Annotated in this window: 22 protein-coding genes; 8 read left to right on the forward strand and 14 right to left on the reverse strand. The window is 71.5% G+C overall.

The features are described from left to right. Positions 1-34: 34 nt before the first annotated feature. Together ACGFIE_RS27530 and ACGFIE_RS27535 are read left to right on the forward strand one after the other, a co-directional pair. Positions 35-661, forward strand: coding sequence for a DUF47 domain-containing protein (locus ACGFIE_RS27530; protein ID WP_007465788.1), 627 nt, complete (start codon positions 35-37; stop codon positions 659-661). A gap of 4 nt (positions 662-665) precedes the next feature. Beyond that, entirely contained in the window at positions 666-1,673 is a 1,008-nt protein-coding gene (locus tag ACGFIE_RS27535; protein ID WP_393299891.1) for an anion permease, read from the forward strand. Positions 1,674-1,721: 48 nt separating this feature from the next. Here ACGFIE_RS27535 and ACGFIE_RS27540 read toward each other — a convergent pair whose 3' ends face one another. Continuing rightward, on the reverse strand, positions 1,722-2,690 hold the full coding sequence (locus ACGFIE_RS27540) for a Gfo/Idh/MocA family protein (RefSeq protein ID WP_393299894.1): 969 nt from the start codon (positions 2,688-2,690) through the stop codon (positions 1,722-1,724). A gap of 170 nt (positions 2,691-2,860) precedes the next feature. Here ACGFIE_RS27540 and ACGFIE_RS27545 point away from each other — a divergent pair, with 170 nt between their 5' ends. Next, entirely contained in the window at positions 2,861-3,697 is an 837-nt protein-coding gene (locus ACGFIE_RS27545; protein WP_393299896.1) for an NUDIX hydrolase, read from the forward strand. 48 nt (positions 3,698-3,745) lie between these two features. Here the strand turns inward: ACGFIE_RS27545 and ACGFIE_RS27550 are convergent, their stop codons facing one another. The 10 genes from ACGFIE_RS27550 to ACGFIE_RS27595 all read right to left on the reverse strand — a co-directional run bounded on the left by ACGFIE_RS27550 (position 3,746) and on the right by ACGFIE_RS27595 (position 14,402). Further along, positions 3,746-5,275, reverse strand: coding sequence for a tannase/feruloyl esterase family alpha/beta hydrolase (locus ACGFIE_RS27550; RefSeq protein ID WP_393299899.1), 1,530 nt, complete (start codon positions 5,273-5,275; stop codon positions 3,746-3,748). A 74-nt stretch (positions 5,276-5,349) separates the two neighbouring features. Then, positions 5,350-6,030 carry a response regulator gene (locus ACGFIE_RS27555; RefSeq protein WP_393299902.1) on the reverse strand — a complete coding sequence of 227 codons (681 nt, stop codon included), beginning with the start codon at positions 6,028-6,030 and terminating at the stop codon, positions 5,350-5,352. Beyond that, a complete protein-coding gene (locus ACGFIE_RS27560; protein ID WP_393299905.1) occupies positions 6,027-7,130 on the reverse strand; it encodes a sensor histidine kinase in 1,104 nt (367 codons plus the stop codon). The genes ACGFIE_RS27555 and ACGFIE_RS27560 overlap by 4 nt, the downstream gene beginning before the upstream one ends. 111 nt (positions 7,131-7,241) lie before the next feature. Continuing rightward, on the reverse strand, positions 7,242-8,018 hold the full coding sequence (gene pstB, locus ACGFIE_RS27565) for a phosphate ABC transporter ATP-binding protein PstB (RefSeq protein ID WP_039907006.1): 777 nt from the start codon (positions 8,016-8,018) through the stop codon (positions 7,242-7,244). A gap of 17 nt (positions 8,019-8,035) precedes the next feature. Continuing rightward, positions 8,036-9,124 (reverse strand): phosphate ABC transporter permease PstA, encoded by a 1,089-nt coding sequence (pstA, locus tag ACGFIE_RS27570; protein ID WP_393299908.1) that lies wholly within the window; start codon positions 9,122-9,124, stop codon positions 8,036-8,038. Continuing rightward, positions 9,121-10,212, reverse strand: a complete 1,092-nt coding sequence (gene pstC, locus ACGFIE_RS27575) for a phosphate ABC transporter permease subunit PstC (protein WP_393299911.1) — start codon at positions 10,210-10,212, stop codon at positions 9,121-9,123. The genes pstA and pstC overlap by 4 nt, the downstream gene beginning before the upstream one ends. 39 nt (positions 10,213-10,251) lie before the next feature. Continuing rightward, positions 10,252-11,361, reverse strand: a complete 1,110-nt coding sequence (gene pstS / locus ACGFIE_RS27580) for a phosphate ABC transporter substrate-binding protein PstS (RefSeq protein WP_393299914.1) — start codon at positions 11,359-11,361, stop codon at positions 10,252-10,254. A 291-nt stretch (positions 11,362-11,652) separates the two neighbouring features. Next, positions 11,653-12,579 (reverse strand): mycothiol synthase, encoded by a 927-nt coding sequence (gene mshD / locus ACGFIE_RS27585; RefSeq protein ID WP_393299917.1) that lies wholly within the window; start codon positions 12,577-12,579, stop codon positions 11,653-11,655. 62 nt (positions 12,580-12,641) lie between these two features. Then, positions 12,642-13,535, reverse strand: coding sequence for a polysaccharide deacetylase family protein (locus tag ACGFIE_RS27590; protein ID WP_393299920.1), 894 nt, complete (start codon positions 13,533-13,535; stop codon positions 12,642-12,644). Between the two features lie 147 nt (positions 13,536-13,682). Beyond that, positions 13,683-14,402, reverse strand: a complete 720-nt coding sequence (locus tag ACGFIE_RS27595) for a response regulator transcription factor (RefSeq protein WP_192580148.1) — start codon at positions 14,400-14,402, stop codon at positions 13,683-13,685. Positions 14,403-14,643: 241 nt separating this feature from the next. On the opposite strand from ACGFIE_RS27595, the gene ACGFIE_RS27600 reads away from it, so the two are divergent. The 5 genes from ACGFIE_RS27600 (at position 14,644) to ACGFIE_RS27620 (ending at position 18,172) form a co-directional block, all read left to right on the forward strand. Beyond that, positions 14,644-15,699 carry a hypothetical protein gene (locus ACGFIE_RS27600; RefSeq protein ID WP_393299923.1) on the forward strand — a complete coding sequence of 352 codons (1,056 nt, stop codon included), beginning with the start codon at positions 14,644-14,646 and terminating at the stop codon, positions 15,697-15,699. Between the two features lie 105 nt (positions 15,700-15,804). Further along, the gene (locus ACGFIE_RS27605; RefSeq protein WP_393299926.1) at positions 15,805-16,593 is read left to right on the forward strand and encodes a DUF2993 domain-containing protein; all 789 of its coding nucleotides are present in this window, start codon (positions 15,805-15,807) and stop codon (positions 16,591-16,593) included. A 116-nt stretch (positions 16,594-16,709) separates the two neighbouring features. Then, a complete protein-coding gene (locus ACGFIE_RS27610) occupies positions 16,710-16,787 on the forward strand; it encodes an Ms5788A family Cys-rich leader peptide (protein WP_310503780.1) in 78 nt (25 codons plus the stop codon). Between the two features lie 209 nt (positions 16,788-16,996). Next, complete coding sequence (locus tag ACGFIE_RS27615; RefSeq protein ID WP_007465753.1) at positions 16,997-17,845, forward strand: sulfurtransferase; 849 nt, start codon at positions 16,997-16,999, stop codon at positions 17,843-17,845. A gap of 6 nt (positions 17,846-17,851) precedes the next feature. Continuing rightward, entirely contained in the window at positions 17,852-18,172 is a 321-nt protein-coding gene (locus ACGFIE_RS27620; protein WP_393299929.1) for a DUF1416 domain-containing protein, read from the forward strand. A 67-nt stretch (positions 18,173-18,239) separates the two neighbouring features. Here the strand turns inward: ACGFIE_RS27620 and ACGFIE_RS27625 are convergent, their stop codons facing one another. From ACGFIE_RS27625 to ACGFIE_RS27635, 3 genes are all read right to left on the reverse strand, one after another. Beyond that, positions 18,240-18,515, reverse strand: a complete 276-nt coding sequence (locus tag ACGFIE_RS27625; RefSeq protein WP_393299932.1) for a hypothetical protein — start codon at positions 18,513-18,515, stop codon at positions 18,240-18,242. A 317-nt stretch (positions 18,516-18,832) separates the two neighbouring features. Continuing rightward, a complete protein-coding gene (locus ACGFIE_RS27630; RefSeq protein WP_266304331.1) occupies positions 18,833-19,018 on the reverse strand; it encodes a hypothetical protein in 186 nt (61 codons plus the stop codon). Positions 19,019-19,236: 218 nt separating this feature from the next. Further along, entirely contained in the window at positions 19,237-23,610 is a 4,374-nt protein-coding gene (locus ACGFIE_RS27635; RefSeq protein ID WP_393299935.1) for a S8 family serine peptidase, read from the reverse strand. Positions 23,611-23,629: the final 19 nt, after the last annotated feature.

The following is a 23,629-nucleotide window of genomic DNA, read 5'->3' on the forward strand; positions in this document are numbered from 1 at the left end:
GCCACCCTTCCACCGACGCGACGAGGTCTGTGCTGTGAAGTTTTCCTTCCGCCCCACCGAGGGCGCCTTCTACGAGCTCTTCACCAGGGCCGCGCAGAACCTGGTCCGGGGCACCGCGCTGTTGAACGAGCTCGCCCTGCCCGGTGTCGACGTGCAGTCGGTGAGCGAGCGGCTGACCGAGGTCGAGCACGACAGCGACCAGATCACGCACGATCTCTACAAGAAGATCAACTCGACCTTCATCACGCCGTTCGACCGGGAGGACATCTACCGGCTCGGCTCGCTGCTCGACGACGTGATGGACCACCTGGAGGCGGTCGGCGACCTGCTCTACCTGTACGGGCTGACCGAGCTGCCGGCGCTGCCCCGGGAGCTGCACGAGATGGTCAACGTGCTGGACCAGCAGGCCAAGCTGACGGCCGAGGCGATGCCCCGGCTGCAGTCGATGAAGGACCTCGAGGACTACTGGATCGAGTGCAACCGGCTGGAGAACGAGGGCGACCGGATCAACCGGCAGCTGCTCGTCCGCCTCTTCTCGGGTGAGTACGACGCGTTGACGGTGCTGAAGATGAAGGAGGTCGCGGACGAGCTGGAAGCCGCCTGCGACGCCTTCGAGCACGTGGCCAACACGGTCGAGACCATCGCGGTCAAGGAGTCCTGAGCCGGTGACACCCGAACTCATCGCCGTGCTGGCGGTGATCGTCGCCGCCATGGCGTTCGACTACACGAACGGCTTCCATGACGCGGCGAACGCGATCGCCACGAGCGTCTCCACCCGGGCGCTGACACCCCGGCTCGCCCTGCTGCTGGCCGCGGTCGGCAACTTCATCGGCGCGCACTTCGGCGCCGGGGTGGCAAAGACCGTCGGTGACGGGCTGGTCACGCTCCCGACCGGCGTGAGCAGCCTCGGCGTGGTCTTCGCCGGTGTGCTGGGCGCCATCGCCTGGAACCTGATCACCTGGTACTTCGGCCTGCCGTCGTCCTCCTCGCACGCCCTCTTCGGTGGCCTGGTCGGCGCGACCCTGCTGTCCGCGGGCGGCGTGGTGCAGTGGGCCACCATCGGCGAGAAGGTCATCCTGCCGATGGTGCTCTCCCCGATCGTCGGCCTCACCCTCGGCTACCTGCTGATGCTTGCCATCCTCTGGCTGTTCCGGAAGGGGCAGCCGGGCAAGCTCAACAGGGGTTTCCGCTGGGCGCAGACCCTGTCGGCGGCGGCCATGTCCGTCGGCCACGGCATGCAGGACGCGGCGAAGACCATGGGCATCATCGTGTTGGCGCTCTACACCGGCCACTTCCAGGACGACAAGACACACATCCCGGGCTGGGTGTTCTGGACCTCGGCGACGATGCTGGCGCTCGGCACCTACTCGGGCGGCTGGCGGATCATCCGTACCCTCGGCCGCAAGATCATCGACCTCGGTCCTCCGGAGGGCTTCGCCGCCGAGACGGTGGCCAGCGCGGTGCTCTACTTCAACGCCCTGGTGCTGAAGGCGCCGATCTCCACGACCCACACGATCACCTCGGCGATCATGGGTGTCGGCGCGACCAAGCGCCTCTCCGCGGTTCGCTGGAACGTCGCCGGCAACATCGTGATCGCCTGGATCATCACCTTCCCGGCGGCCGCGCTTATCGCCTGCGTCGCCTACCTGCTGGTCCGGCCGCTCTTCGGCTGACAGGTCCCCGCAGGCAGGAAGGCCCCCGGTCCGGGGGCCTTCCTGCGTTCACTCGTACCGCACGCCGATCTGCTCGCGGACCGTGTCCAGCAGGGTCATCACCTCAAGCGTCGTGGTGTGCGGCACCAGCGGGCTCTCGGTCAGCCCGGCGTCCAGGCAGCGCTGCACCTCGATCGCCTCGTACTGGTAGCCGTTGCCGGCCTCCTCGGCGGAGATCGTCTCGGGCGCGAAGCCGTCCCGGTGCAGGGTCACCGAACCCGGCCGGAAGAACGGCTCCGGCAGGTCGATGCGGCCCGCGCTGCCGGTGATCGAGGCGGACAGCTCGCTCGCCCCGACCATGCCGCAGCTCAGCGTGGCCACCGCCCCGCTGTCGTACCCGAACAGGATGCCTGTGTTCTCGTCGGTTCCCTCCGGGCCCAGGTGCGCCCAGGAACGGATGTGCTGCGGCACGCCCAGCAGCAGGTGGGCCAGGCTGATCGGGTAGATCCCGAGGTCGAGCAGCGCGCCCCCGCCCAGCGCGGGGTTGCGCATCCGGTGCTCCGGCGGGAACGGCCCGGCCACCCCGAAATCGGCCCGGACGTTGCGGAGCGTGCCGATCGCCCCCTGCTCGACCAGCTCGACCACCCGCCGGATGATCGGGTTCAGTCGCATCCACATGGCCTCCATGAGGAAGACCCCGGCGGCGCGGGCAGTGTCCACCAGTTCGGTGCTGCTGGCCAGGTCGAGGGTGAACGGCTTCTCCAGCAGCACCGCCCGGCCGGCGGTCAGGCAGGTCATCGCCGCCTCGTGGTGTGCGGCGTGCGGCGTGGCCACGTAGATCACGTCGATCTCCGGATCGGCGGCCAGCTCCACCCACGAGCCGTACGCGCGCTTCGCGCCGTACGTCTCGGCGAAGCGCTGGGCGCTGTCGGCGGCGCGGGAGCCGACCGCGACCAGTTCGGCGTCCGGCACCAGCCGGAGGTCTTCGGCGAAACGACTGGCGATGTGGCCGGTGGCCAGGATGCCCCAACGAGTCATGCTCGGCACGCTAGCCGAGCCGGGTGAACCACCGGCCCGCCGGCCCTTACTTGATCAACACGAGGTCGGCGATGTCGCGCCATCTCCCGCGTCGGGTGCCCCCACAGCGCCGATCTCGAGTCGATCAAGCCACGAAGAAGAGCGCCACCGTCGGGAACTAGGCTCGCGTCATGACGATCGACAGTGACGGCTTCGCCGCCCCGGCCGCCCTGGTCGAGCACGCCCGCCGCTTCCGGGCCGAGGGCGGCACCCCGGCCACACCGCGGGTCGCCGCCACCGTGCTGCTGCTGCGTCCGACCGACACCGACTTCGAGGTGTACGTCATCCGCCGCGTCGCCGCGATGACCTTCGGCGGGATGTACGCCTTCCCCGGCGGCGGGGTGGACCGCTCCGACTCGGCGGCGCACCCCGACTGGGCCGGTCCCGCGCCGACCGAGTGGGCGGGCCGGCTCGGGGTGGCCCCGGACGCCGCCCAGGCGGTGGTCTGCGCCGCCGCCCGGGAGGTCTTCGAGGAGGCCGGTGTCCTGCTCGCGGGGCCGGACCGGGCGACAGTGGTGGGTGACGTCAGCGGCGACGACTGGGAGGCCGCCCGGCAGGACCTGGAGGGACGCCGGCTGGGCTTCGCGGCGCTGCTCGCCGACCGGCACCTCACGCTGCGATCGGACCTGCTGCTGCCGTGGAGCCGGTGGGTCACCCCGGAGTTCGAGCCGCGCCGCTTCGACACGTACTTCTTCGTTGCCCTGCTGCCGGCGGGGCAGCGGACCCGGGACGTCTCCGGGGAGGCCGACCACACCCTGTGGATCCGCCCGGCGGACGCGCTGGCCCGCGCCGAGGCGGGCGAGCTGACCATGCTGCCGCCCACCCTGGTCACCCTGGCCCAGGTGGCGGCTGCCGGGGACCTGGCAGGCGTGGCCCGCGCGGCGGCCGAGCGGGATGCCGCCACCCCGATCACCCCGCGCCTGGACCTGCCGGCCGACGGCGAGCCGCCCCGCTTCGTGCTCGGCTGACCGGCGGTCCGCCGCATCCGGGGGTACGGCGGACCGGCGGTTCGTCCGTCAGTAGTGCCCGACGTACCGGTAGTTGGCGTTGAGGCTGCCCGGTGCGGCGTGCGCCGGCGCCAGCGCGTCGAACGGCGACACCGTGAGGAAGCGAACGAACTGCTGGTCCGGCTCCTCGTTGGGCGCGTAGGTGAGGACGTCGATGTCGCCCGGAGCCACGTCGCGTTCGACCCAGTCCATCAGCGGCTGGAGGAACTCCGGGATACCGACCTCCGACGGGTGCTCGGTCGGCTCCGGCCCGAACAGGCAGTGGTAGCCGGCCGGCACCATGTACAGCCGCGTGAACGCCTCGCTGCCGCCGCGGCGCTGCACTGCCGCGTAGTAGTCGACAGTCGAGAACGGGGGGACGGACGGGTCCGCCCAGCCGTGGTAGAGGATCAGCCTGCCGCCCCGTGCGCGGAACTCGGACAGGTCCGAGTCGGTGGCGTTGTAGATGGCGTCACCCACCACGTTGAGCCGGTCGAACGTGGCCCGGGTGAACCGCACGTCGGTCAGCTGGAAGTCGGCGGGCGGGTTCTGCGGGTACGCGAGGTACCGCAGGTAGTTGTGCGCGATCCTCCCGGTGTTGCCGTCCGCCGGGGAGCCGGAGCGCACCACGAACTCGTCGATCCAGCCCAGCTCCGACCCGTACGGCATGCCTCCGGGGTAGAGGCCGTTCGGGCCCCGGTAGAACGCCACCACGGCCGCCACCTGGGCCGGCGTGAGGCAGTCCGGCCGGTCCGTGCCCCGCGGGCAGCGCAGCGACGACGGCTGGAACCCGCACCGCCGTGGGTCGTCGATGACCTCACCGCACTTCTCGACGACAGCCTCGTGCAGCGCGGGGATCTTCTCCGGGCCGAGGATCTGCCGGCCCGACGCGTCGGTGTTGCGGAGCACCACCCAGGCGTTGAGCAGCGCCAGCGGCGCCAGGTTGTGCACCGGCGCGCCGGCCAGGATGCCGTCGAAGTCGGCCGGGAAGCGCTGCGCCAGCATCAACCCCTGCCGGCCGCCTGTCGAGCAGCCGTCGAAGTACCGGTACGTCGGGCCGTGCCCGTAGTACGCGACCATCACCGCGTCCGCCACCGACCGTAGCCGGTGCTCGGATAGCAGCCCGAACTCCAGCCGGGCCCGCGGGTCGGCGCCCCAGGTCGCCGGCTCGCTTGTCATCGGGTCGCCGGTGTGCCCGGTGTCGTCGGAGGCCAGCACCAGTTTGCCGTCCCGGGCGGCCGCGCACTGGAACCCGAAGAGCGGCAGGGTCAGGTCGGGCACCTCCCCGCACAGCCCGCTACAGCCCTGCTGTACGTACTGCCCCGTCCATCCGGAGACGGGCAGCTTGACGGTGAACCGTGTCTGCGGCCGGATCACCCCCTGCACCACGCAGAATTCCTGGCCCTCGTCGTTCGTTTCGCGCTCCGCCGAGGCCACCGACACCTGCGGGATGCGCGCCCCGGCCAACCCCGCGCAGCGGTCGGCGGGCGGGTCGGTGGCGGCTCCGGGCGTGACGACCAGGGGTACGGCGGTCAGCAGTGCCAGCAATGAACGGATCATGCTTCCCTCCTCTTTGGAGGGAGGTTAGGCGGGTCGGCGGGTCTGCCGGATCGGTCCCGGGACGGGACTTCCGGTCATCCCCGAGGCGGAGCGGTGCCCGGCCGGACCAGGCCGCACTCGTAGGCGAGCACGGCCGCCTGCACCCGGTCGCGCAGGCCGAGCTTGAGCAGGATCGCCGACAGGTGTGTCTTCACGGTGGCTCGGCTGAGGACCAGGCGCTCCGCGATCTCGTCGTTGGAGAGCGCCCGGGCGACGAGCGTGAGCACTTCGATCTCCCGGGCGCTGAGCGCGTCGAGCGCCGGCGGGGACGTGCCGCCGGGCAGCTCGCTGGCGAACCGGTCGAGCAGCCGCCGGGTGACAGTCGGCGCGAGCAGTGCCTCGCCGCGCGCCACCACCCGTACCGCCGCGGCCAGCTCGTCGGGGCGGATGTCCTTGAGCAGGAAGCCGCTGGCGCCGGCCCGCAGCGCCGCGAACACCGGTTCGTCCAGGTCGAACGTGGTCAGCATGATGATCCGCGCCGGCTGGCCGGAGGCGACCAGCCGGCGGGTCGCCTCGATCCCGTCCAGCCGGGGCATCCGCACGTCCATCAGGATCACGTCCGGTCGCAGGCGCTCCGCGAGCGCGATGGCCTCCAGACCGTCGCCCGCCTCGCCGACCACCTCGAGATCCGCGCGGCTCCCGATGATCATCGCGAAGCCGGCTCGGACGAGGGCCTGGTCGTCGGCGATCAACACCCGGATGGCAGTCGTCGTCATGCCGAGGTGAGCGGCAGGTCCGCCCGTACCCGAAAGCCCCCGCCCGGCGCCGGCCCGGCGTCAAGCGTCCCGCCCAGTAACCGGGCCCGTTCCCGCATCCCCACGATCCCCCGGTGGGAGGAACGGTCGACCCGGCCGCTCGGACGGGCCGGCCCGTCGTCGCGGATCTCCAACCGCACCGAACGCGGCGAGCACCGCACCGTCACCCGGGCCAGGGTGGCCTGACTGTGCCGCAGCGTGTTGGTGAGCGACTCCTGCACGATCCGGTACGACGACAGGTCGACCGCCGCCGGCAACGGCGACACGGCCGGTTCCCGATCCAGCTCGACGATCAGCCCGGTGGCCCGCAGCGACGCCGCGAGGGTGTCCAGTTGCGCCAGACCGGGCTGCGGGGTTGCCGGGTCGGGCCCGGCGTCGGCGCTCATCGTCTGCAGCAGCACCCGCAGTTCGGACAGGGTGGACCGGGCGGCCAGATCGATCGAGGTGAGCGCGGCGCGGGCCAGGTCGGGCCGGCGGTCGAAGACGTCCTGCGCCGCCCCGGCCTGCACGATGATCACCGACACCGTGTGGGCCAGCACGTCGTGCAGCTCGCGGGCGATCCGTTCGCGTTCCTGGGTGACGATGCGACGCTCGGAGTCCTGCCGCCGCAGCGCGCGGGTCCGGCCCAGCTCACCGAGGGTCCAACCGAGCGCCGGGCCGGCGATCGCGAGCAGCACGTTGCGCCAGTCGCCATGGGCCAGCTTCCACGGCGTACCGGCCAGCAGCAGGGCGAGCACCCACAGCGACCGCGACGGCGACCGCAGCCGCGCGTACCCGGCAAGCACCGCGGCGACCTGACCGAGCCAGCCGATGGCCGGGCTGAGGAACTCGATGCCGATCCCGGCGAGGACGGCCGCCGTCATCGCGCCCTCCGGGTGGTGCCGCAGCATCGCGATGGTGCTTGCCTGCACCGCCGCCAGGGCGAGCGCGGCCGCGTACCCGATGGGCTGGTGTGGGCCGTTCGGCGTGACCACGATCAGGGTCGCGAGCACGACGAACAGGCCGACGGCGACCCGCAGGTCGGGCCGGCATCCGCGCAGGAGTCCGCCGGGCGTACGCACCAGGTGATCGTAGGCAGCGCACGGGGCGACGGTCATCGGCCGCGGGAACGACGAAGCGGTCCGTCCGGAGACGGACCGCCTGCGTCGCGGAGAGCGGAGGAGACCAGCGGCTCAGCCGAAGCGGCCGGTGATGTAGTCCTCGGTCTTCTTCACGCTCGGGTTGCTGAAGATCTTCTGGGTGTTGTCGTACTCGATCAGCCGGCCCGGGTCGCCGGTCTTCTCGATCGAGAAGAAGGCGGTCCGGTCCGACACGCGTGCGGCCTGCTGCATGTTGTGCGTCACGATGATGATCGTGAACTTGTCCTTGAGCTGGAACATCAGATCCTCGATCGCCAGCGTGGAGATCGGGTCCAGCGCCGAGCACGGCTCGTCCATCAGGACTACCTGCGGCTCGACCGCGATGGTCCGGGCGATGCAGAGCCGCTGCTGCTGACCGCCGGAGAGGCCCGCGCCGGGCTTGCCCAGCCGGTCCTTCACCTCGTCCCACAGGTTCGCCGAGCGCAGCGCCTTCTCGGCCGCCTCGTCGAGGATCGACTTCTTCCGGACGCCGTTGAGCTTCAGCCCGGCCACCACGTTCTCGAAGATGCTCATGGTGGGGAACGGGTTCGGCCGCTGGAAGACCATGCCGATGGTGCGCCGGACCGCCGTGACGTCCACGTCCCGGTGGTAGATGTCCTGGTCGTCGATGGTCAGGCTGCCCTCGACCCGGGCACCCGGCAGCACCTCGTGCATCCGGTTGATCGACCGCAGGAAGGTGGACTTGCCGCAGCCGGACGGCCCGATGAGAGCGGTGACAGTCTTCGGCTCGACAGTCAGGTTGATGTTCTCGATCGCCTTGAAAGCGCCGTAGTAGGCGGTGACGTTCGAGGCGGAGACGCGCTTGGCCATGGTGGTACCTCCGGGGTTCATCGGCTGAGCCTGTTGCGACGGGCCAGCAACTTCGCCGCGATCGTCAGGATGAGCACGAGGGCGACCAGGGTGAGTGCCGCGGTCCACGCCCGTGCCGGCGAGTACTTCGAGGCCTCGCCGGCCTGCTGGTAGACGTAGAGGGCCAACGACGACTGGTTGTTCTCGAACGGGTTGAAGTTGATCGCGGCGCCGCCCCCGGCGACCAGGAGCACCGGGGCCGTCTCACCGGCCGCGCGGGCGACGGAGAGCATGACGCCTGTGACGATGCCGGGCAGCGCCGTCGGCACCACCACCCGCAGGATGGTCTTCCACTTCGGCACGCCGAGCGCGTACGCCCCCTCGCGTAGCGGCGGCGGAACGAGGCGGAGCATCTCCTCGGTGGACCGGACGATTGTCGGCAGCATGAGCACACTGAGCGCGAGCGCGGCGGCGAAGCCGGAGAAGCCCGGCCGGCCGTCGTTGAACCACGGCGACACGATCAGCACCCAGAACGCCAGCACGAACAGGCCGGTGACGATCGACGGGATGCCTGTCATCACGTCGACGAAGAACCGGATCGCGAAGGCGAACCGGCCCCGGCCGTACTCGACGATGTAGATGGCGCAGAGGATGCCCAGCGGCACGGTGATCAGGGCGGCGATGCCTACCTGCTCCAGCGTGCCGACGATCGCGTGGTACGCGCCGCCGTTGGGGTCGCGGGCGCCGATGTTGTTCATCGAGGTGTTGAAGAAGTTGGCGTCGAGCCGTTCGGTGCCCTTGCTGACAAGCGTCCAGACCACCGAGGCGAGCGGCACGACGGCCAGCACGAACGCGGAGTGGATCAGGGCACTCCAGGTGCGGTTACGGGCCGAGCGCCGCCCCTCGACGGCGTTGGACGCCGCGAAGAGCCCGACCAGGTAGAGCACCGCGCCGAGGACGATCACGAGGACCGGCCCGCCGATGCTCGCGCCGTAGACGATCGCGGCGGCGAGCGCCAGCGCGGCCACGGCGATGACAGGTGCGGCGTACGCGGGCAGCCGCCGAGCCCGCAGCGTCTCCGGCTGTGCCGGCGGCCGGGGGCGGTGTGAGGTGACCGTGGCGCTCATGCGGCGGACTCCGTGAACTCCCGGCGGCGGTAGATGATCGCCCGCGCGATGATGTTGACGACGAGGGTGATCGCGAAGAGCACCAGACCGGACGCGATCAGTGCGCCCCGGCCGGTGTCGTTCGCCTCGGCGAAGCGGTTGGCGATGTTGGCGGCGATGGTGTTGCCGCCGCTCTCCAGCACGTTGAACGAGATGGCGTACGTGGATCCGAGGGTCAGCGCGAGCGCGATGGTCTCACCCAGCGCCCGGCCCAGGCCGAGCATCACCGCGGCGATGATGCCGGGGCGGCCGTACGGCAGCACCGCGGTGCGCAGCATCTCCCACCGGGTGGCGCCCAGGGCGATGGCCGCCTCCTCGTTGGCGGTAGGCGTCTGCAGGAACACCTCGCGGGTGAGCGAGGTGACGATCGGCAGCACCATGATCGCCAGGACCAGCGATCCCAGCAGGATGGAATTGCCGTACGGGCCGTCGCCGCCGAAGATCGGGATCCAGCTGAAGTACTTGTTCAGCCAGCCCGAGAGGTCGGTGACCGGGCCGATGAGGTACTCGCGACCCCACAGACCGAACACCACGCTGGGCACGGCGGCCAGCAGGTCGATCAGGAAGCCGAGCGCGTTGCCGAGCCGCCGGGGCGCGTAGTGGGACAGGTACAGCGCGATGCCCATGGCCACCGGCACGGCCATCAGCAGCGCCAGGGCGGCGCTGAGGACGGTGCCGAAGGCGAGCGCGCCGATGCCGAACGTGGGCGGGTTGTCGTTCGGGAACCAGCCCTCGAAGGTCCAGAAGTTCGCCGTGTTGGCGCGTAGGGCCGGGATCGCCTTCGCGATAAGGAAGGCCGCGATGGCCACGATGATGACCAGCACCATCGTGCCGGCTGCCATGGTGAGGCCGTGGAAGGCCCGCTCGGCGCCGAACTTCCGGTTTCTCGGCAGCGCGCCGCCGCCTCCCAGCCCGTTGCCGTCGGGGGAAGGCGCGCTGACTGGTGCCTCGGCCACACGCGCCGAGGCACCGGCGGGCCACGCGTGACTCTGGGTCACGCGCGTCCCGCCGGTGCCGGCGTCGGCCGAGCGGTGAGGGGTTTCACCCATCTGCTCGCTCGATTCCGTTGCTGAGGTGGTGGGGTCGGATCAGGAGAGGTTCTTGACCGCGGCTTCGACCTTGGTGCGGACCGTCTCCGGCAGCGGGGCGTAGCCGAGGTCGGTGAGCGAGTTCTGGCCCTCGGCGCTGGCGGCGTAGCCCAGCAGACCCTTGACCAGCTTGAGCTTGTCGGCCGCGAGGCCCTTGCTGCAGACGATCTCGTACGTCGCCAGGACGATCGGGTAGGCCCCGGCCTGCGTGGTGTTGTAGTCGATCGACAGCTTGAGGTCGTCGCCCTGGCCCTCGATCTTCGCCCCGGCGATGGTCTTGCCGGCCGACTCGGCGGTCAGCGCGGCCCACTCGCCGGCACCGTTCTGCACCTTGGCCATGTTCAGGCCGGAGTTCTCGGCGTACGACCACTCGACGTAGCTGATCGTGCCGACCGTGCTCTTGACCTTGCTGGCCACGCCGTCGGACTTGGCGGCGCCGACGCCACCCGGGGCCTTCCACGCCTTGGCGTTGCCGAGGGTCCAGTCCGACTCGGCGGTCTTCGACAGGTACTTGGTGAAGTTGTCGGTCGTGCCCGACTCGTCCGAGCGGTGCACGGCCTGGATCGGGGCCGACGGGAGCTTGGCGTCCGGGTTGTCCGCCTTGATCGCCGCGTCGTCCCACTTGGTGACCTTGCCGGCGAAGATCTTCGCCAGGGTGGCCGGCTTGAACTGGAGGTTGTCCACGCCGCTGCCGGCGTTGTAGACGACCGCGACGGGGCCGATCACCATCGGGAGGTTGAGGGCCTTGCCACCGGCGCACTTGGCGTCGGCCTGCGGCTGCTCCTCCGGCTTGAGCGCGGAGTCGGAACCGGCGAAGTCGGCGGTGCCGGCGATGAACGCCTGGATGCCGGCGCCCGAACCGGTGCCCTCGTAGTTGATCGTGGTGCCAGCGCACTTCTGCTGGTACGCCTTGATCCATTCGGCCATGGCGTTCTTCTGGGCCGAGGAGCCCTGGGCGTTGACCGTGCCGGTACCGCAGTCGACCGCGGCGGCGGAGCCCGAGGCGCTGGCGCCGGAAGTGGGCTCGTTGTTGTCCGAGCCGCATGCACTGAGGCCGAGCGTCGCGGCAAGAGCGAGGCAGGCAATAGTGCCGTACCGCTGGAGCTTCACCTGAGGGGTTTCCCTTCGCGTCTGACTTGGTGCCCCGATACCGGGGCCCGAGGACCGGCACTGACCGGCTGACACGAAAGTTAGGAGGGCCAGGTAGCCGGTTCGCCGGTCGCAAGTGAACGCAAGGTGAACACGTACGGCCCCCTGGGTGACCGCTTGCTGAGGGTGAGTTGTCCGTTAAGTGAACCGGGGTACACCTGTCGGAAGTATGGGTATATTTCCGGTTCGCCGTTATGCCGCCGTGGCTCGGCCGTTACCCGCCGGTGACCCGGCCGTCGCGGTGCCCGCGCGTCAGCCCAGGTGGTAGTTGATGTGCGCGGACCAGCGGGCGAAGCCCAACCGCTCGTAGAGCGCGACCGCCCCGCTGTTCGAGTCGTCCACGTAGAGCATCACCCGGTCGAGACCGCGCTTGTCCCGCAGGTACGCGAGCCCCGCGGTGGTAAGCGCCCGACCGAGCCCACCACCGTGCGCGGTCGGCTCCACGCCGAGCACGTACACCTCGCCGATGCGGGCCGACCCGGGCTGCTCGTGCACCTTCGTCCAGTGGAAGCCGAGCAGCCGGCCGGTCGAGGTCTCCTCGGCGAGCAGGAAACCGGCCGGGTCGAACCACGGCTCGGCGAGGCGGACCCGCAGGTCGTCCGACGTCCACCGCCCCTGCTCGGGATGCTCGGCGAAGGCCCGCGCGTTAAGGGTCAGCCAGGCCGCGTCGTCGGCACCGGGCCGGAACGCGCGCAGCGCCACACCGTCGGGCAGGCGTGGCTCGCCCAGCGGGGCGGCCAACGGCCGGCGGAGCTGCCAGAGCACGCGTGCCCGGGTGAACCCGAGATCCACGGCGAGCGCTGCCGCCGACGGGTGGTCGCCGTGCGCCCACGCCCGCAGCGGCCCGGTGGCCGAGGCGAGCACGCCCCGGGCCAGCGCCCGACCGGTGCCCCTCCGCCGGTACGCGGGGTGCACCACCAACTCCACCCCGATGCCGTCCACCGGGTCGCTGGTGTCCAGGTGGGCGTACCCGGTGAGGGTGTCGTCGTCGGCGCGGGCCAGCAGGTGCACGGCGGGCGCCTCCGGATCGCGCATGCGCAGCAGGACGTGCTCGTCGAGCGGGTCCGCGCCGTCGGTGTCGCCCGCCGTGCGGGCCAGGGCCAGCACACCGGCGATCTCCGCCGGGGCCAGTCGGTCGGTCCGGGTCACCTGGTCGCTGGTCGGCTCCGCGCTGCTCATTCCGTCACCGTAGCGGCTGCGCCTCGTACGCCCCGGAGGGTCGCCGAGTAACGGGCCGTGGGTCACGTCGGGTTGGTCGGCAGGGCCTCCAGCTCGAACCGCGCGCTGAGCTCGGGCAGGATCCGGCTCAGCGCGTCGACAGTGCCCTGCCGGTTCCCGCCGGCGTCGTGCATGAGGACCACCCCACCGGGTCGCGCCTGCGTGAGGACCGTCGTGGCGATCTTGCTGGCGCCGGGCGCCTGCCAGTCCGACGGGTCCACCGACCAGTGCAGCGGCGTCATGCCGAGCCCCGTGCACACCGACACCACCGGAGCGGTCCAGGCCCCACCGGGTTGGCGGTACCAGACGATCGGCGCGTCCGGCACTGCCGCCCGGATCGCCTCGTTGGTGCGTACCAGGTCGGCGCGGATCTGATCGGTGGACCGGTTGCCGAGAGAGACGTCGTGGTGCCAGGAGTGGTTGCAGAGGGTGTGGCCGTCGGCCACGATCGCCTGGATCAGGTCGGGATGGTCCTGGGCGTTCTCGCCCACCACACAGAACGTGGCCTTGACGTCGTACTCGCGCAGCGCCGCGAGGACCTGCGGGGTGTAGCGCGGGTCCGGCCCGTCGTCGAAGGTCAGCGCGACCCGGCCGCTGCCGGTGCTGGTGTGGGCGCCGAACAGCCCGCCCTCATTGGTGTCCTGCCCCGAGCCGTCCTGGCCGGCCTCGCTGGGACCGGCGCTCTGGCTCGTGGTCGGAATGCCGGTCGCGGTGCCGGTCGAGGAGCCGGTCGAGGGCTTTTCGGCAGGCTGATCGGCGTAGTGCGGCCCGTCGCCCTCGGTGGTGACACCCGTGGCGTGCTGCCGGGTCTGGTCGGGGACGAGGCTGCGGCCCAGCACGTACGCCGAGCCGAGCAGCGCGGCCACCACCACCGTCACGATCCCCGCCGCCCGCGCGGTCGAGCTGACCCGCGTCACGGCTTCCGCCCGGCTGGCCGGTCGTGCCGGCCCCTCGCCCCCGTGCTACCTGCGCGCACCGCCGCCCCCTTTTACAACAAACCCGGCAGTCAGAATAGAACTGACGAGCTGCGCAAAAGGGGCATATGGGAAATCGCCCGGCTGAAGCTAGACGGGCAGCGGCGCGTGCTCCGCCTCGGGCAGGGACCGCGACGGCGGCACGACGAACTTGTAACCCACCTGGCGGACCGTGCCGATCATCGACTCGTACTCCGAGCCGAGCTTGGCGCGCAGCCGGCGGACGTGCACGTCCACCGTCCGAGTGCCGCCGAAGTAGTCGTAGCCCCAGACCTCGCGCAGCAGCTGATCGCGGGTGAACACCCGGCCCGGGTGCTGGGCCAGGAACTTCAGCAGCTCGAACTCCTTGTAGGTGAGGTCGAGCGGGCGACCCTTCAGCTTGGCGGCGTACGTGTCGGGGTCGATGTTCAGCTCGCCGGCCCGGATCGAGCCGCCGGCGCCGGCGGTCGCGTTGCTCAGGCGGCCGACCGCGAGCCGCAGTCGGGCCTCGACCTCGGCGGGGCCGGCCGACGCGAGGATGACGTCGTCGACGCCCCAGTCCGCGTTGAGCGCGATCAGGCCGGCCTCGGTCACCACCGCGACCAACGGCACCCCGAGCCCGGTGGCGTGCAGCATCCGGCAGGTCGCTCGGGCCTCACTCAGCTCCGAGCGGGCGTCGACGAGCACCGCGTCGGGACTGGGCCCCGCAACCAGGGTGCGGACGTCGCGCGGCGCGGTGCGAACCGAGTGTGGCAACAGGTCGAGCGCCGGCAGCACAGCCGACGGTTCCCCTGCGCGTGCGGTCACCAGCAGCAGGATCTCCACGATCACCTCCGTCCCGGCGGCGCGAGGCCGCACGCGACCAGACACACTCGTGGCAGAGTGCGCTGAGAAATTGCGTGGTCCCGGCGTCGCTGACGGGCGGGTAACGCGTTGAGCGTAACCGATCGCCTCGGCTGCGCCGTCAGGCCATTTCCCGTTTGTCTAGCTTGCCCCTGATCGTGGCGCAGGTTTTAACGTTGCGGAAACCCGTGACCGCCGCGTCGGGCAGCCGATCTGGCACGATCGGGGCGTGTTTCCCTCCACCTCGCCCGACGCCGGCCGCGAATCGTGGTCCGACGGTCCCCGCCCGGGTCCGGCCGCTCCGACCCGTGGCCATCCCCCCGCGCCGCGCACCGGGCCGGCCGTCGCCGACGGCGAACGCCGTGAACGGGGTAAGCCGCGCCGGGCCCGCCGTGCCGGGGAACCGGCCCGGCGTGCCGAGGACGAGGTCGACGAGCCGGAGGAAGAGGCAGTCGTCCCGGTGGAGGTGCAGCGTCCGCTGGCGTTGACGATCGCCGGCTTCGCCGCGCTGCTCGGTGTGGGCCTGGTGCTCGGCGCGCAGACGTCCGGGCCGGGCCACCGCCTGCCGTTCGCCTTCATCGTCTTCGGCGTCCAACTGCTGTTCGTGCTCGCCTGGACGATGGCCATGCGCCCGCCCGCGCTGCTGCTGGTCGGCGGGATCAGCGCCGCGGTCGCCGCCGCCGCCGACATCGCCGCCGTCCAGAGCGACGTCGCCGGTCTGGCGCCGCTGGGCTACCTGGCCGTCGGCGGCCTCCTCGCCGCCGTACTCGGCCAGTTGGTCCGCCGGGTCGACCGGGTCCGGGTGACCGACTCACTCGGCGCCACACTGCTCATCGTGGTCGGGGTCGTGGCCTTCGGCACCCTGATCGTGCTCAGCCGCATTCCGGCCGGCACCCAGGCGATCACCGTCTGCCTGACCGCGAGTGGGGTCGCGCTTACCGTCGCCCGGCTCACCGACTCGGTGCTGCCGTGGCCCCGGCTGGCCCCGCAGGTGCCCCGGGGCGCCGCCGGCGTCGTCGCCGGCGCGATGGTGGGCACGCTGGGTAGCGCGATCCTCGGCAGCTACCTGGTGGCCCCCTTCACGCCGACCCGGGCCGCGGTGCTCGGCCTGGTCGCCGCCGTCACCGCCGTCCTCTCCGATCTCGCCGTGGGGTACGCGGAGGCGGGTCGTCTGATGGCCGGCGAACCGCCCACCATGTGGGTCGCCCGGCACATGCAGGGTCCGCTCGGCGGCTTCGCCCTGGCCGCGCCGGCCGCGTACGCCATGTGCATGCTCTTGCTCTGAGCCCACGGTTGAGGCCGGTGTCGGTCGGGTACCTACGGGTGCGCCGCGCTGCGGCACCGGTTCGGACGTCCCGCCGCATCGCGGCGGGCGAAGACAGGAGGCAGCGTGGCCCAGGAGTATCCGGCTGGCGAGACCCGGCCCCGACGGCGCGGCCGCAAGCTGCTGATCGGCCTGGTCGTCCTGCTCCTCGTGGTGGCGGGTCTGCTGGTGGTCGCCGACCGGGTGGCGGTCGGCGTGGCCGAGCGGCTCATCGCCGAACGGGTCAGCCAGGAGATCAGCAAGCAGGGTGCGCAGTCCTCCAAGCCCGAGGTGGAGGTCGGTGGGATGCCGTTCCTCACCCAGGTGCTGGACGGGCGGTACGAGCGGATCTCCATCACGCTGCGCGACGTGCAGGCGTCGGTCGAGGGTGACGCCGTACGGCTGCCGGTGCTCGATGTGGACGCCCGCAACGTGCGTGCCTCGCTGGACACGCTGCGGTCCGGGCAGGGCGACGTCGTCGCCGACACGGTGAACGGCACCGGCACGATCAGCTACGAGAGCCTCGCCGCGCTGCTGAAACGACCCGGGCTCACCCTCGGCGAGCAGGGCGGCAAGCTCGCCGTCACCGCCCCGGTCGACATCCTCGGCACGAAGTTCACGGTGGCCGGCACCGCCGACGTCACAGTCGCCAAGAACGGCAAAGTCGCCCTGCGCTTCAACGACCTGGACGCTGCGGGCCTGCCGAACCTGCCGTTGGCCCGCACCCTCTTGAGCAACTACGCCAAGAGCATCTCCATCGACGTGCCGCTGCCCGACCTGCCGTTCCAGCTCGCGGTCCGGGAAGTCCGCCCGTTGCCCGAGGGGTTGGCGGTCACCGCCGACGCGAAGAACGTACCGATCAACTCCGCCGGCTGAGCCACGCGTCAATCGTCCGGGCTGCCGGGACACCGCAACGGTCCCGCAGCCCGGGCGATCCCGGATGGTGGTCGGTCCAGTGGCAGCCCGGTCACTGGCTGGTAGGCTCCGTGCTCATGGGGACCCACCTCACCAAACGGCGCGCGGTCGACCTGTGCCGCGTGGCCACCTGCCTGTGTCGCCCTGTCATCTGACGGCGGGGCTGTTTTCGGCCGCCTGACGGCGGCCACCGGCACGCAGGGTCCTCGACCCTTTCCGGTGATCCCACCGAACGCCCGGCAGCGGCGCCGTCGCACGAACCCGTGATCCCGTCCTTCCGCTGGGTCCCGCGCGCGGTGCGACAGTTCAACCCATCGATACTCGCGCGTTGGCTCACCATCCATCCTCACCAGGGAGTGATTCGATGAGTCGCGACACCGCACTCGTCTCGGTCGAGTGGGCCGAGAAGAACCTCGACGCCCCGGGCGTCGTCTTCGTCGAGGTCGACGAGGACACCTCGGCCTACGAGACCGGCCACATCGCCGGCGCCATCAAGATCGACTGGAAGACCGACCTCCAGGACCAGGTCCGCCGGGACTTCGTCAACAAGACCCAGTTCGAGGCGCTGCTCTCCGAGCGGGGCATCAGCAACGACGACACCGTCATCCTGTACGGCGGCAACAACAACTGGTTCGCGGCGTACGCCTACTGGTACTTCAAGCTCTACGGCCACCGCGACGTCAAGCTGCTCGACGGCGGTCGCAAGAAGTGGGAGCTGGACGCCCGTCCGCTGGTCACCGAGACGGCGACCCGCCCGGCGACCCAGTACGTCGCGCAGGAGCCGGACACCTCCATCCGGGCCTTCCGCGACGAGGTCGTCGCCGCGATCGGCACCAAGAACCTGGTCGACGTGCGTAGCCCCGACGAGTTCGCCGGTCGGCTGCTCGCCCCGGCGCACCTGCCGCAGGAGCAGGCGCAGCGGGCCGGTCACATCCCGACCGCGATCAGCGTCCCGTGGTCCAAGGCGGCCAACGAGGACGGCACCTTCCGGTCCGACGACGAGCTGCGCAAGATCTACGGCGACGCCGGGCTGGACGACGGCAAGGAGACCATCGCGTACTGCCGGATCGGCGAGCGTTCCTCGCACACCTGGTTCGTGCTGCAGGAGCTGCTCGGCCACCGCAACGTGAAGAACTACGACGGTTCCTGGACCGAGTACGGCTCGCTCGTCGGCGTGCCGGTCGCGCTCGGCGACGAGCCCGGGGAGGCCTGATCCGCCATGACTGCTCCCACCGCTGCGGGTTGCGCCGCACCCGACCAGGCCGCGCCGCTGCCGGCCAGCCTGGACCTGGAGAAGGAAACCGTCATCACCGGCATCGTCCGCTCGGAGGCGGAAGAGGCCGTGCCCGGCGCGTACGTCCGGCTGCTCGACTCGACAGGTGAGTTCACGGCCGAGGTGGTCACCTCGGCGGCCGGTCAGTTCCGGTTCTTCGCCGCGCCGGGTTCCTGGACGCTGCGGGCGCTGTCCCGGCACGGCAACGGCGACGCGGCCGTCACCGCCGGCCGGGGCATCAACGAGGTCTCCGTCACCGTCGCCTGACCCACCGCTCTGATCGATCGGGGCCGGTCACCCTCCCGGGTGGCCGGCCCCGATCGTCGCGAGGCGATCAATAGGCGCGCATCCTGCCCTGGTTGTCGGCCGGTACGGAGTCGGGCGGCACGACCTTGTAGTCCAGCTCATTCAGTGCTCGCGCCGCGAGGCTTGGCGCGTCGCGCACCGCCGCGAGTAGTTGGAGCTGCCGCCACTTCTCGCGGCCTTCGTCCACCGCGTTCCGCCATCCGTCGACGGTGTCGACGCAGATCTCCTCCACGACGGCCTGGAGGACGTCCTCGACGCAGGGCCGGAAGCGGTGCCCGCCGAGCGGAAAGTGAAACTTGGCCAACCTTGGCACTTCGTGTCGGCGCTTGCGGGCCTTGGGACGCCCCCGTGCCCCGTCCTGCATGACGAAGGCGAACTCGTCGCGGTGGCCGTGGACGTGCAAATGAGCGCAGGGGGCGGTGTCTATTGTCGATGTACAAGGGAAAGGTGCCGAAATCGTCTCCCTCGACGACGCCCACCATGACCCGGCCGCCGTTCTTGCCGGGCATCAGCAGCGCCGACAGGCTCTTCTCCGTCTTGACCACCCGATGTAGTCGGGCAGTGATGTCGTCGGCGAAGGCGCTGGCTCTGGCAACGAGATCGGGAGAGACGGCGGGACCGTCAGTCGTCATCGCCGAGCAGGTAGTCGATGGAGCGGACCATCTCGTAGACGCTGCGTTCGTCGGCGCGAAGCTCGAAGTTACGCCCCAGGTCGTACAGCGTCTCCTTGTTCATGTGGACGCGCTCCAGGAGACGCGCTCGCCATTCGCGGAGCTCTTGCGGGGTCTTGACGATGGCGGTGCCCATTGCTGGTCCTCTCGCCGTCGACGACGTCGCTGTTGGCGTCACCCTACTGCCTCCCTCCGACGACGCGAATCACTTCGTGGATCCTCGCGTCACTAGTCCACTACCCACCGTTCATCGATGGCACTGGCTTTCCGGGTGTGCCGGTGCCGGGTAAGCGACAGTGCGCGGAGCCGACGTCACGGGTGGCCGGCGACCAACACGTCGCCGGCCACCAGCGGTCAGATGCCCGTGGCTCTCGTGCAGGACGAGGCCGTATCGAGTGTGAAGTCGCGCGTGTCGACGATGCCCGCCTCGATCCGCGTGCGCTGCGTCTGCGGCACCCAGCCGTCCTTGGCGACGATCACCTCGTAGCGGCCCTTCGGCAGCCACCAGACGTACCGGCCCTGCGCGTCCGCGGTCAGGGTGTAGCCGGTCGTCGTGCCCAGCAGGTTCACCCGGACCGTCGCCGCGACCCCGACGGCGACCCCTGCGCAGGTGACACCGGTGACGGTGCCCTGGATCCTGCCCCAACTGGCCGGCGGTGACACGTTCATCCGTACCGGCACCGCCGCCACCGGGTACGGCGTGTCGGAGGCGACGGCCACCTCCCCGGAGTAGGTGCCCGGCTGGGCCACGCCGGCCGTCACCGTGGCGGTCAGCTTGACCGTCACCGTCCGGGACGCGCCCGGGGCCAGGGTGAAGGTGCCGGGCGTGGTGGTGAGCCACGGCAGGTCCGCCTCCCCGCCGCACAGTTCCAGGCCGCTCAGTCGCTCACTCTCGGCAGAGCCCACGAAGGACGACGGCGATCCACCGATCTTGTACGCGCCGCAGGCGGCGGCGCCTCGGTACCTGCCGAACTGGACGTTGGGCAGGTCCCTCCAGCTCCCGGCCACCGGGTCGTACGCGATGGTCCGGTTGGTGACGGTGGTCGACGCCGCCGTGACCCCTCCGGCCAGGACCAGGAGGTCACCGGCCGCCGTGTACTGGGAACCCCAGAGGTCCACCGGCAGGTTCGGCAGCGGGCGCCACGTGTCCGCCGCCGGGTCGTAGCGGTAGGCGTCGGTGTACTCGGCGCCGCCGGTGCCGCCGGCACAGTAGAGCGCGCTGCCGATCCCGCCGCAGGAGAGCCAGGAGACCGGATGCGGGTAGGTCGCGCCGGTGTGGAACGCGCCGGTCGCCGGGTCGAAGACGACGAGCCGGTCCGAGTCGGTGCAGTCGTCGTCCAGGCAGCCTCCGACCAGGTAGACCTTTCCACCGTTCACCGCGCCGCCGGCCGCCGCCGCCGGGAACGGGTTGGTCGCCCCGGCCACCGTGCTCCAACCTCCGGTGGCCGGGTCGAACACGTCCACCGAGGCGACCGTCTCGTCGTCGACGCCCCAGCCGCCGAGGACGTACAGCTTGCCGCCGACGGCCGCCGCGACCGGCTTGGCCCGGGCGGTCGGCAGGTCGGGCAGCGCGGTCCAGGTGTCCGTGTCGGGGTCGTAGCGCCAGGCCTTGCCCTCCTGGCCGCTGCCGCCGCCACCGCCGACGGAGTAGACCTTGCCGTCTAGGGTGGCCGCCGCGTTGTCGTAGACAGCCGCCGGCAGGTCGGCGATCCCGGTCCAGGCGTCCTGCGCCCGGGGCGCGGCAGTGGTCCCCGCGCCGCCGTACGCGGTGCCCGCGCGGGTCTTGCTGATCCCCTTCACCTTCTGCTCCCGCAGCGGCGCACCGGCCCTGGACAGCCTTTCGAACCGGCCTCCGCGCTCCACCAGGTTGACGGCGGCCGGCGCGGTGCCGGTGTTGCGGACCGTCACCTTCGTGGTCCGGCTGCTGGCGTACGGCTGGTACGACTGGACGCTCGACGGGGTGACGGTGAGTCGACCGGCGGCCAGGGCGACGTCCAGCCGTCGGGCGCCGTCGCCAACCACCGTCGCCGTCTTCGTGCTCGCCTGGTACGGGGTACGGCCGACGGCGAACGGGTGGGCCCCGGTCAGCCCGGAGAAGAGCCAGTAGAAGCCGTCCGGCAGGGTCGGGTCGTCAGGTGTCGACGCCGACCTGCCACGGTCCGCCTGTCGGTCGGCGCTGACCACCGCGACCCCGTTGAGGGGGTTGCCGGTGTTGCGGTCGGTGGTCACGCCCAGCAGCAGGCCACCGGCGGCCGGCACGCAGTCGCGGTTGACCACCTGCACGTCGTCCACCTGCCACCACCAGGCGAAGGTGCCGTGGAAGCGGAAGCGGACCCGCACGGCGGAGGCCCCGGCCGCCGGGTCCAGGGGCACCTCCTCGAGCAGCGGTCCACGCCGACTGCTGGTCTGGTGCCAGACCGTGGCCCAGGTGGCGCCGCCGTCGGTGGAGACGTCCACGTCGGCGGCGTCGGTCACGCCGACCGCCCGCCAGTCGCTGCGGAAACGCAGCAGCGGCGCCGGTGTGTCGCGCAGGTCGACGGTCGGGGTCACCAGGTCGGTGTCCTGGGTTCTGTCCGAGCCGAGGCGGTCGCTGTCGGCGATGGCGAAGGCGCCGCTGCCTCCGGTGAGGTTGCCCCGCTCACCGGGGTCGGTGAAGGCCCAGCCACCGTCGCCGGTGCGGTCGCGTACCGACCAGCCGTCCGGCGCGGTGCCGCCGTCGAAGCTCTCGTCCAGCACCGGCGTGCCGAAGCTGCCCGTGTAGCCGGCAGCCGTGCAGACGGCCTCGACGGGTACGGCGACGTCGGCAGTCGCCGGCCCGGCGCCGGTGGCCACGTCCCGGGTGACCGTGCGGTAGCCGGGGTAGCGGGCGGTGACGGTCAGCCGGTACGTGGTGTGGCCCGGCACGGTGAACGAGTATCGCCCGGTGGCCGGGTCGGTGAACACCGGTCCACCGGGTCGCCCGGTGACCTCGATCCGGGCGTACAGCGGCCAGCCGTGGCCCGAGCCGTCGGTGACCCGGCCGCGCACGCTGACCGTCGGGTTCGCCGCCATTGCGAAGTCCTCGGTGGTTGTGCCGTCCTCGGTGACGGTGACGGTGGCCGTCTGCCCGGCGTATCCGTAGGCGCCGACGGTGACAGTGGCCTCGCCGGCCGGCAGGGTGAGCGCGTACCGGCCGTCGGCGCCTGTGGTGACGCTGCGGGTGCCGTCGCCGACTGTCGCGCCGGCGATCGGGTCGCCGTTCCCGGTGGCGGTGACCGTGCCGATGATGCGCCCGAGTGCGCCGCGCGGTGCGGCCCGCACCGCCGCGTACGCGTCCAGCCGACCCTCGCCGAAGACGTTGTTGTCGGCTGTGGTGCCTCCGCAGGCGGTGGCGTCGACATCGCGGGCGGTCCGGTCCAGCAGTTCCTCGGTGGCCGTGACGTCGCCCTTGAGGCCGGGTGCCCCCGACCAGATCAGCGCGACCGTGCCGGAGACGTGTGGCGCGGCCATCGAGGTGCCGTCGAAGGCGGCGTAGGAGTTGCCGGGGACGCTGGAGCGCACGTTGCTGCCCGGAGCGGCGATGTTCGGCTTGTACGACCGCGCGTCGGTGGCGTCGCCCCGGCCGGAGAAGTCGGAGATCGCGTCGTGCACGTCGTACGAGCCGACCGCGTACGCGTTGGCGTTGTCGCCGGGCGAGGCGGCGCTGCCGCAGTCGGGGCCGTCGTTGCCCGCCGAGAAGACCCCGAAGATGCCGGCCGCCCGCCAGGCCGCGATGGTCTGCTGGAACCACGGGTCGCCGCCGGCGCCGCCCCAGGAGTTGTTGACGACGTCGGGGCGCAGGTCGGTTCGCGGGTTCTGCCCGTTCAGGTCGGTCGGGGCCAGCACCCACTGACCGGCCGCGAGCAGCGAGGCGTCGGAGCACGAGTCGGTCTCGCAGCCCTTCGCGGCGATCCACTTCGCGCCGGGGGCGACGCCGATCTGGTTGCCGGCGCGGTCGTCGCCGACCATCGTGCCCATGGTGTGTGTGCCGTGGGCAGAGTTGTCGCAGGGCGCGGCGCTCGGGCACACGCCGGCCGGGTCGTACCAGTTGTGGTTGTGGTCGAACGCGCCGCCGCCGAGGTTGCCCCGGTACGCCCCGACCAGCGCCGGATGGTCGTACTGGACGCCGCTGTCGATGGTGGCGACCACCACGCCCTCGCCGTGGTCGCCGAGCTCGTTCCACACCTGCGGCGCGTTGATGTTGGTGAGGCCCCACTCGGCGCCGGTGGCGTCGACGCGGCTGCCGGTGGCCGGCGTCGGGCGCACCAGGCGGTAGCTGCGGGTGGGCTCGATCCGGGCCACCTCGGGCCGCTTGGCGATCTCGTCGAGCAGCGCGCGGTTGCCTGTCACGCGCACGGCGTTGGCGATCCAGTAGGCGGTGTGCGGGGCCCTGCGGGTCGCGAGCAGCGAGCGCAGGCCCTTCTGGGTGCGCGTGGCGGTCGTCGTGAGCAGCCGGTGCACCTCGCGGGCCCGGTCGTCCGGGTCGGGCAGCTTCGCGGTCCGCGCCACCGGTGCGGTGTTCCGCAGGTAGACCAGGAAACTCGCGCTGCTCGTCGTGCCGAGCTGGCGCAGCAGTCGCTGATCCACGCGGGCCGGCGCGGGCGCGGGGCGGGCGGCGACCGCGGGCTGGGCGGTGAGTGTCAGCAGGGCGGCGCCGCACGCGACGGCCGTCCGCCAGAGAGCGGACCTCAGGTTTGCTGGTCGGAGCACTGTTCCTCCCCACATTGGG

This window comes from Micromonospora sp. NPDC049275 (assembly GCF_043197115.1).
Classification (GTDB): domain Bacteria; phylum Actinomycetota; class Actinomycetes; order Mycobacteriales; family Micromonosporaceae; genus Micromonospora.

Coding starts and splice junctions, on each gene's coding strand:
- pstB (WP_039907006.1), bottom strand. CDS start 8,018: ATGGCCAAGCGCGTCTCCGCCTCGAACGTCACCGCCTACTACGGCGCT.
- ACGFIE_RS27555 (WP_393299902.1), bottom strand. CDS start 6,030: ATGACGACGACTGCCATCCGGGTGTTGATCGCCGACGACCAGGCCCTC.
- ACGFIE_RS27550 (WP_393299899.1), bottom strand. CDS start 5,275: ATGATCCGTTCATTGCTGGCACTGCTGACCGCCGTACCCCTGGTCGTC.
- mshD (WP_393299917.1), bottom strand. CDS start 12,579: ATGAGCAGCGCGGAGCCGACCAGCGACCAGGTGACCCGGACCGACCGA.
- pstC (WP_393299911.1), bottom strand. CDS start 10,212: ATGGGTGAAACCCCTCACCGCTCGGCCGACGCCGGCACCGGCGGGACG.
- pstA (WP_393299908.1), bottom strand. CDS start 9,124: ATGAGCGCCACGGTCACCTCACACCGCCCCCGGCCGCCGGCACAGCCG.
- ACGFIE_RS27540 (WP_393299894.1), bottom strand. CDS start 2,690: ATGACTCGTTGGGGCATCCTGGCCACCGGCCACATCGCCAGTCGTTTC.
- ACGFIE_RS27545 (WP_393299896.1), top strand. CDS start 2,861: ATGACGATCGACAGTGACGGCTTCGCCGCCCCGGCCGCCCTGGTCGAG.
- ACGFIE_RS27630 (WP_266304331.1), bottom strand. CDS start 19,018: ATGGGCACCGCCATCGTCAAGACCCCGCAAGAGCTCCGCGAATGGCGA.
- ACGFIE_RS27610 (WP_310503780.1), top strand. CDS start 16,710: ATGGGGACCCACCTCACCAAACGGCGCGCGGTCGACCTGTGCCGCGTG.
- ACGFIE_RS27615 (WP_007465753.1), top strand. CDS start 16,997: ATGAGTCGCGACACCGCACTCGTCTCGGTCGAGTGGGCCGAGAAGAAC.
- ACGFIE_RS27620 (WP_393299929.1), top strand. CDS start 17,852: ATGACTGCTCCCACCGCTGCGGGTTGCGCCGCACCCGACCAGGCCGCG.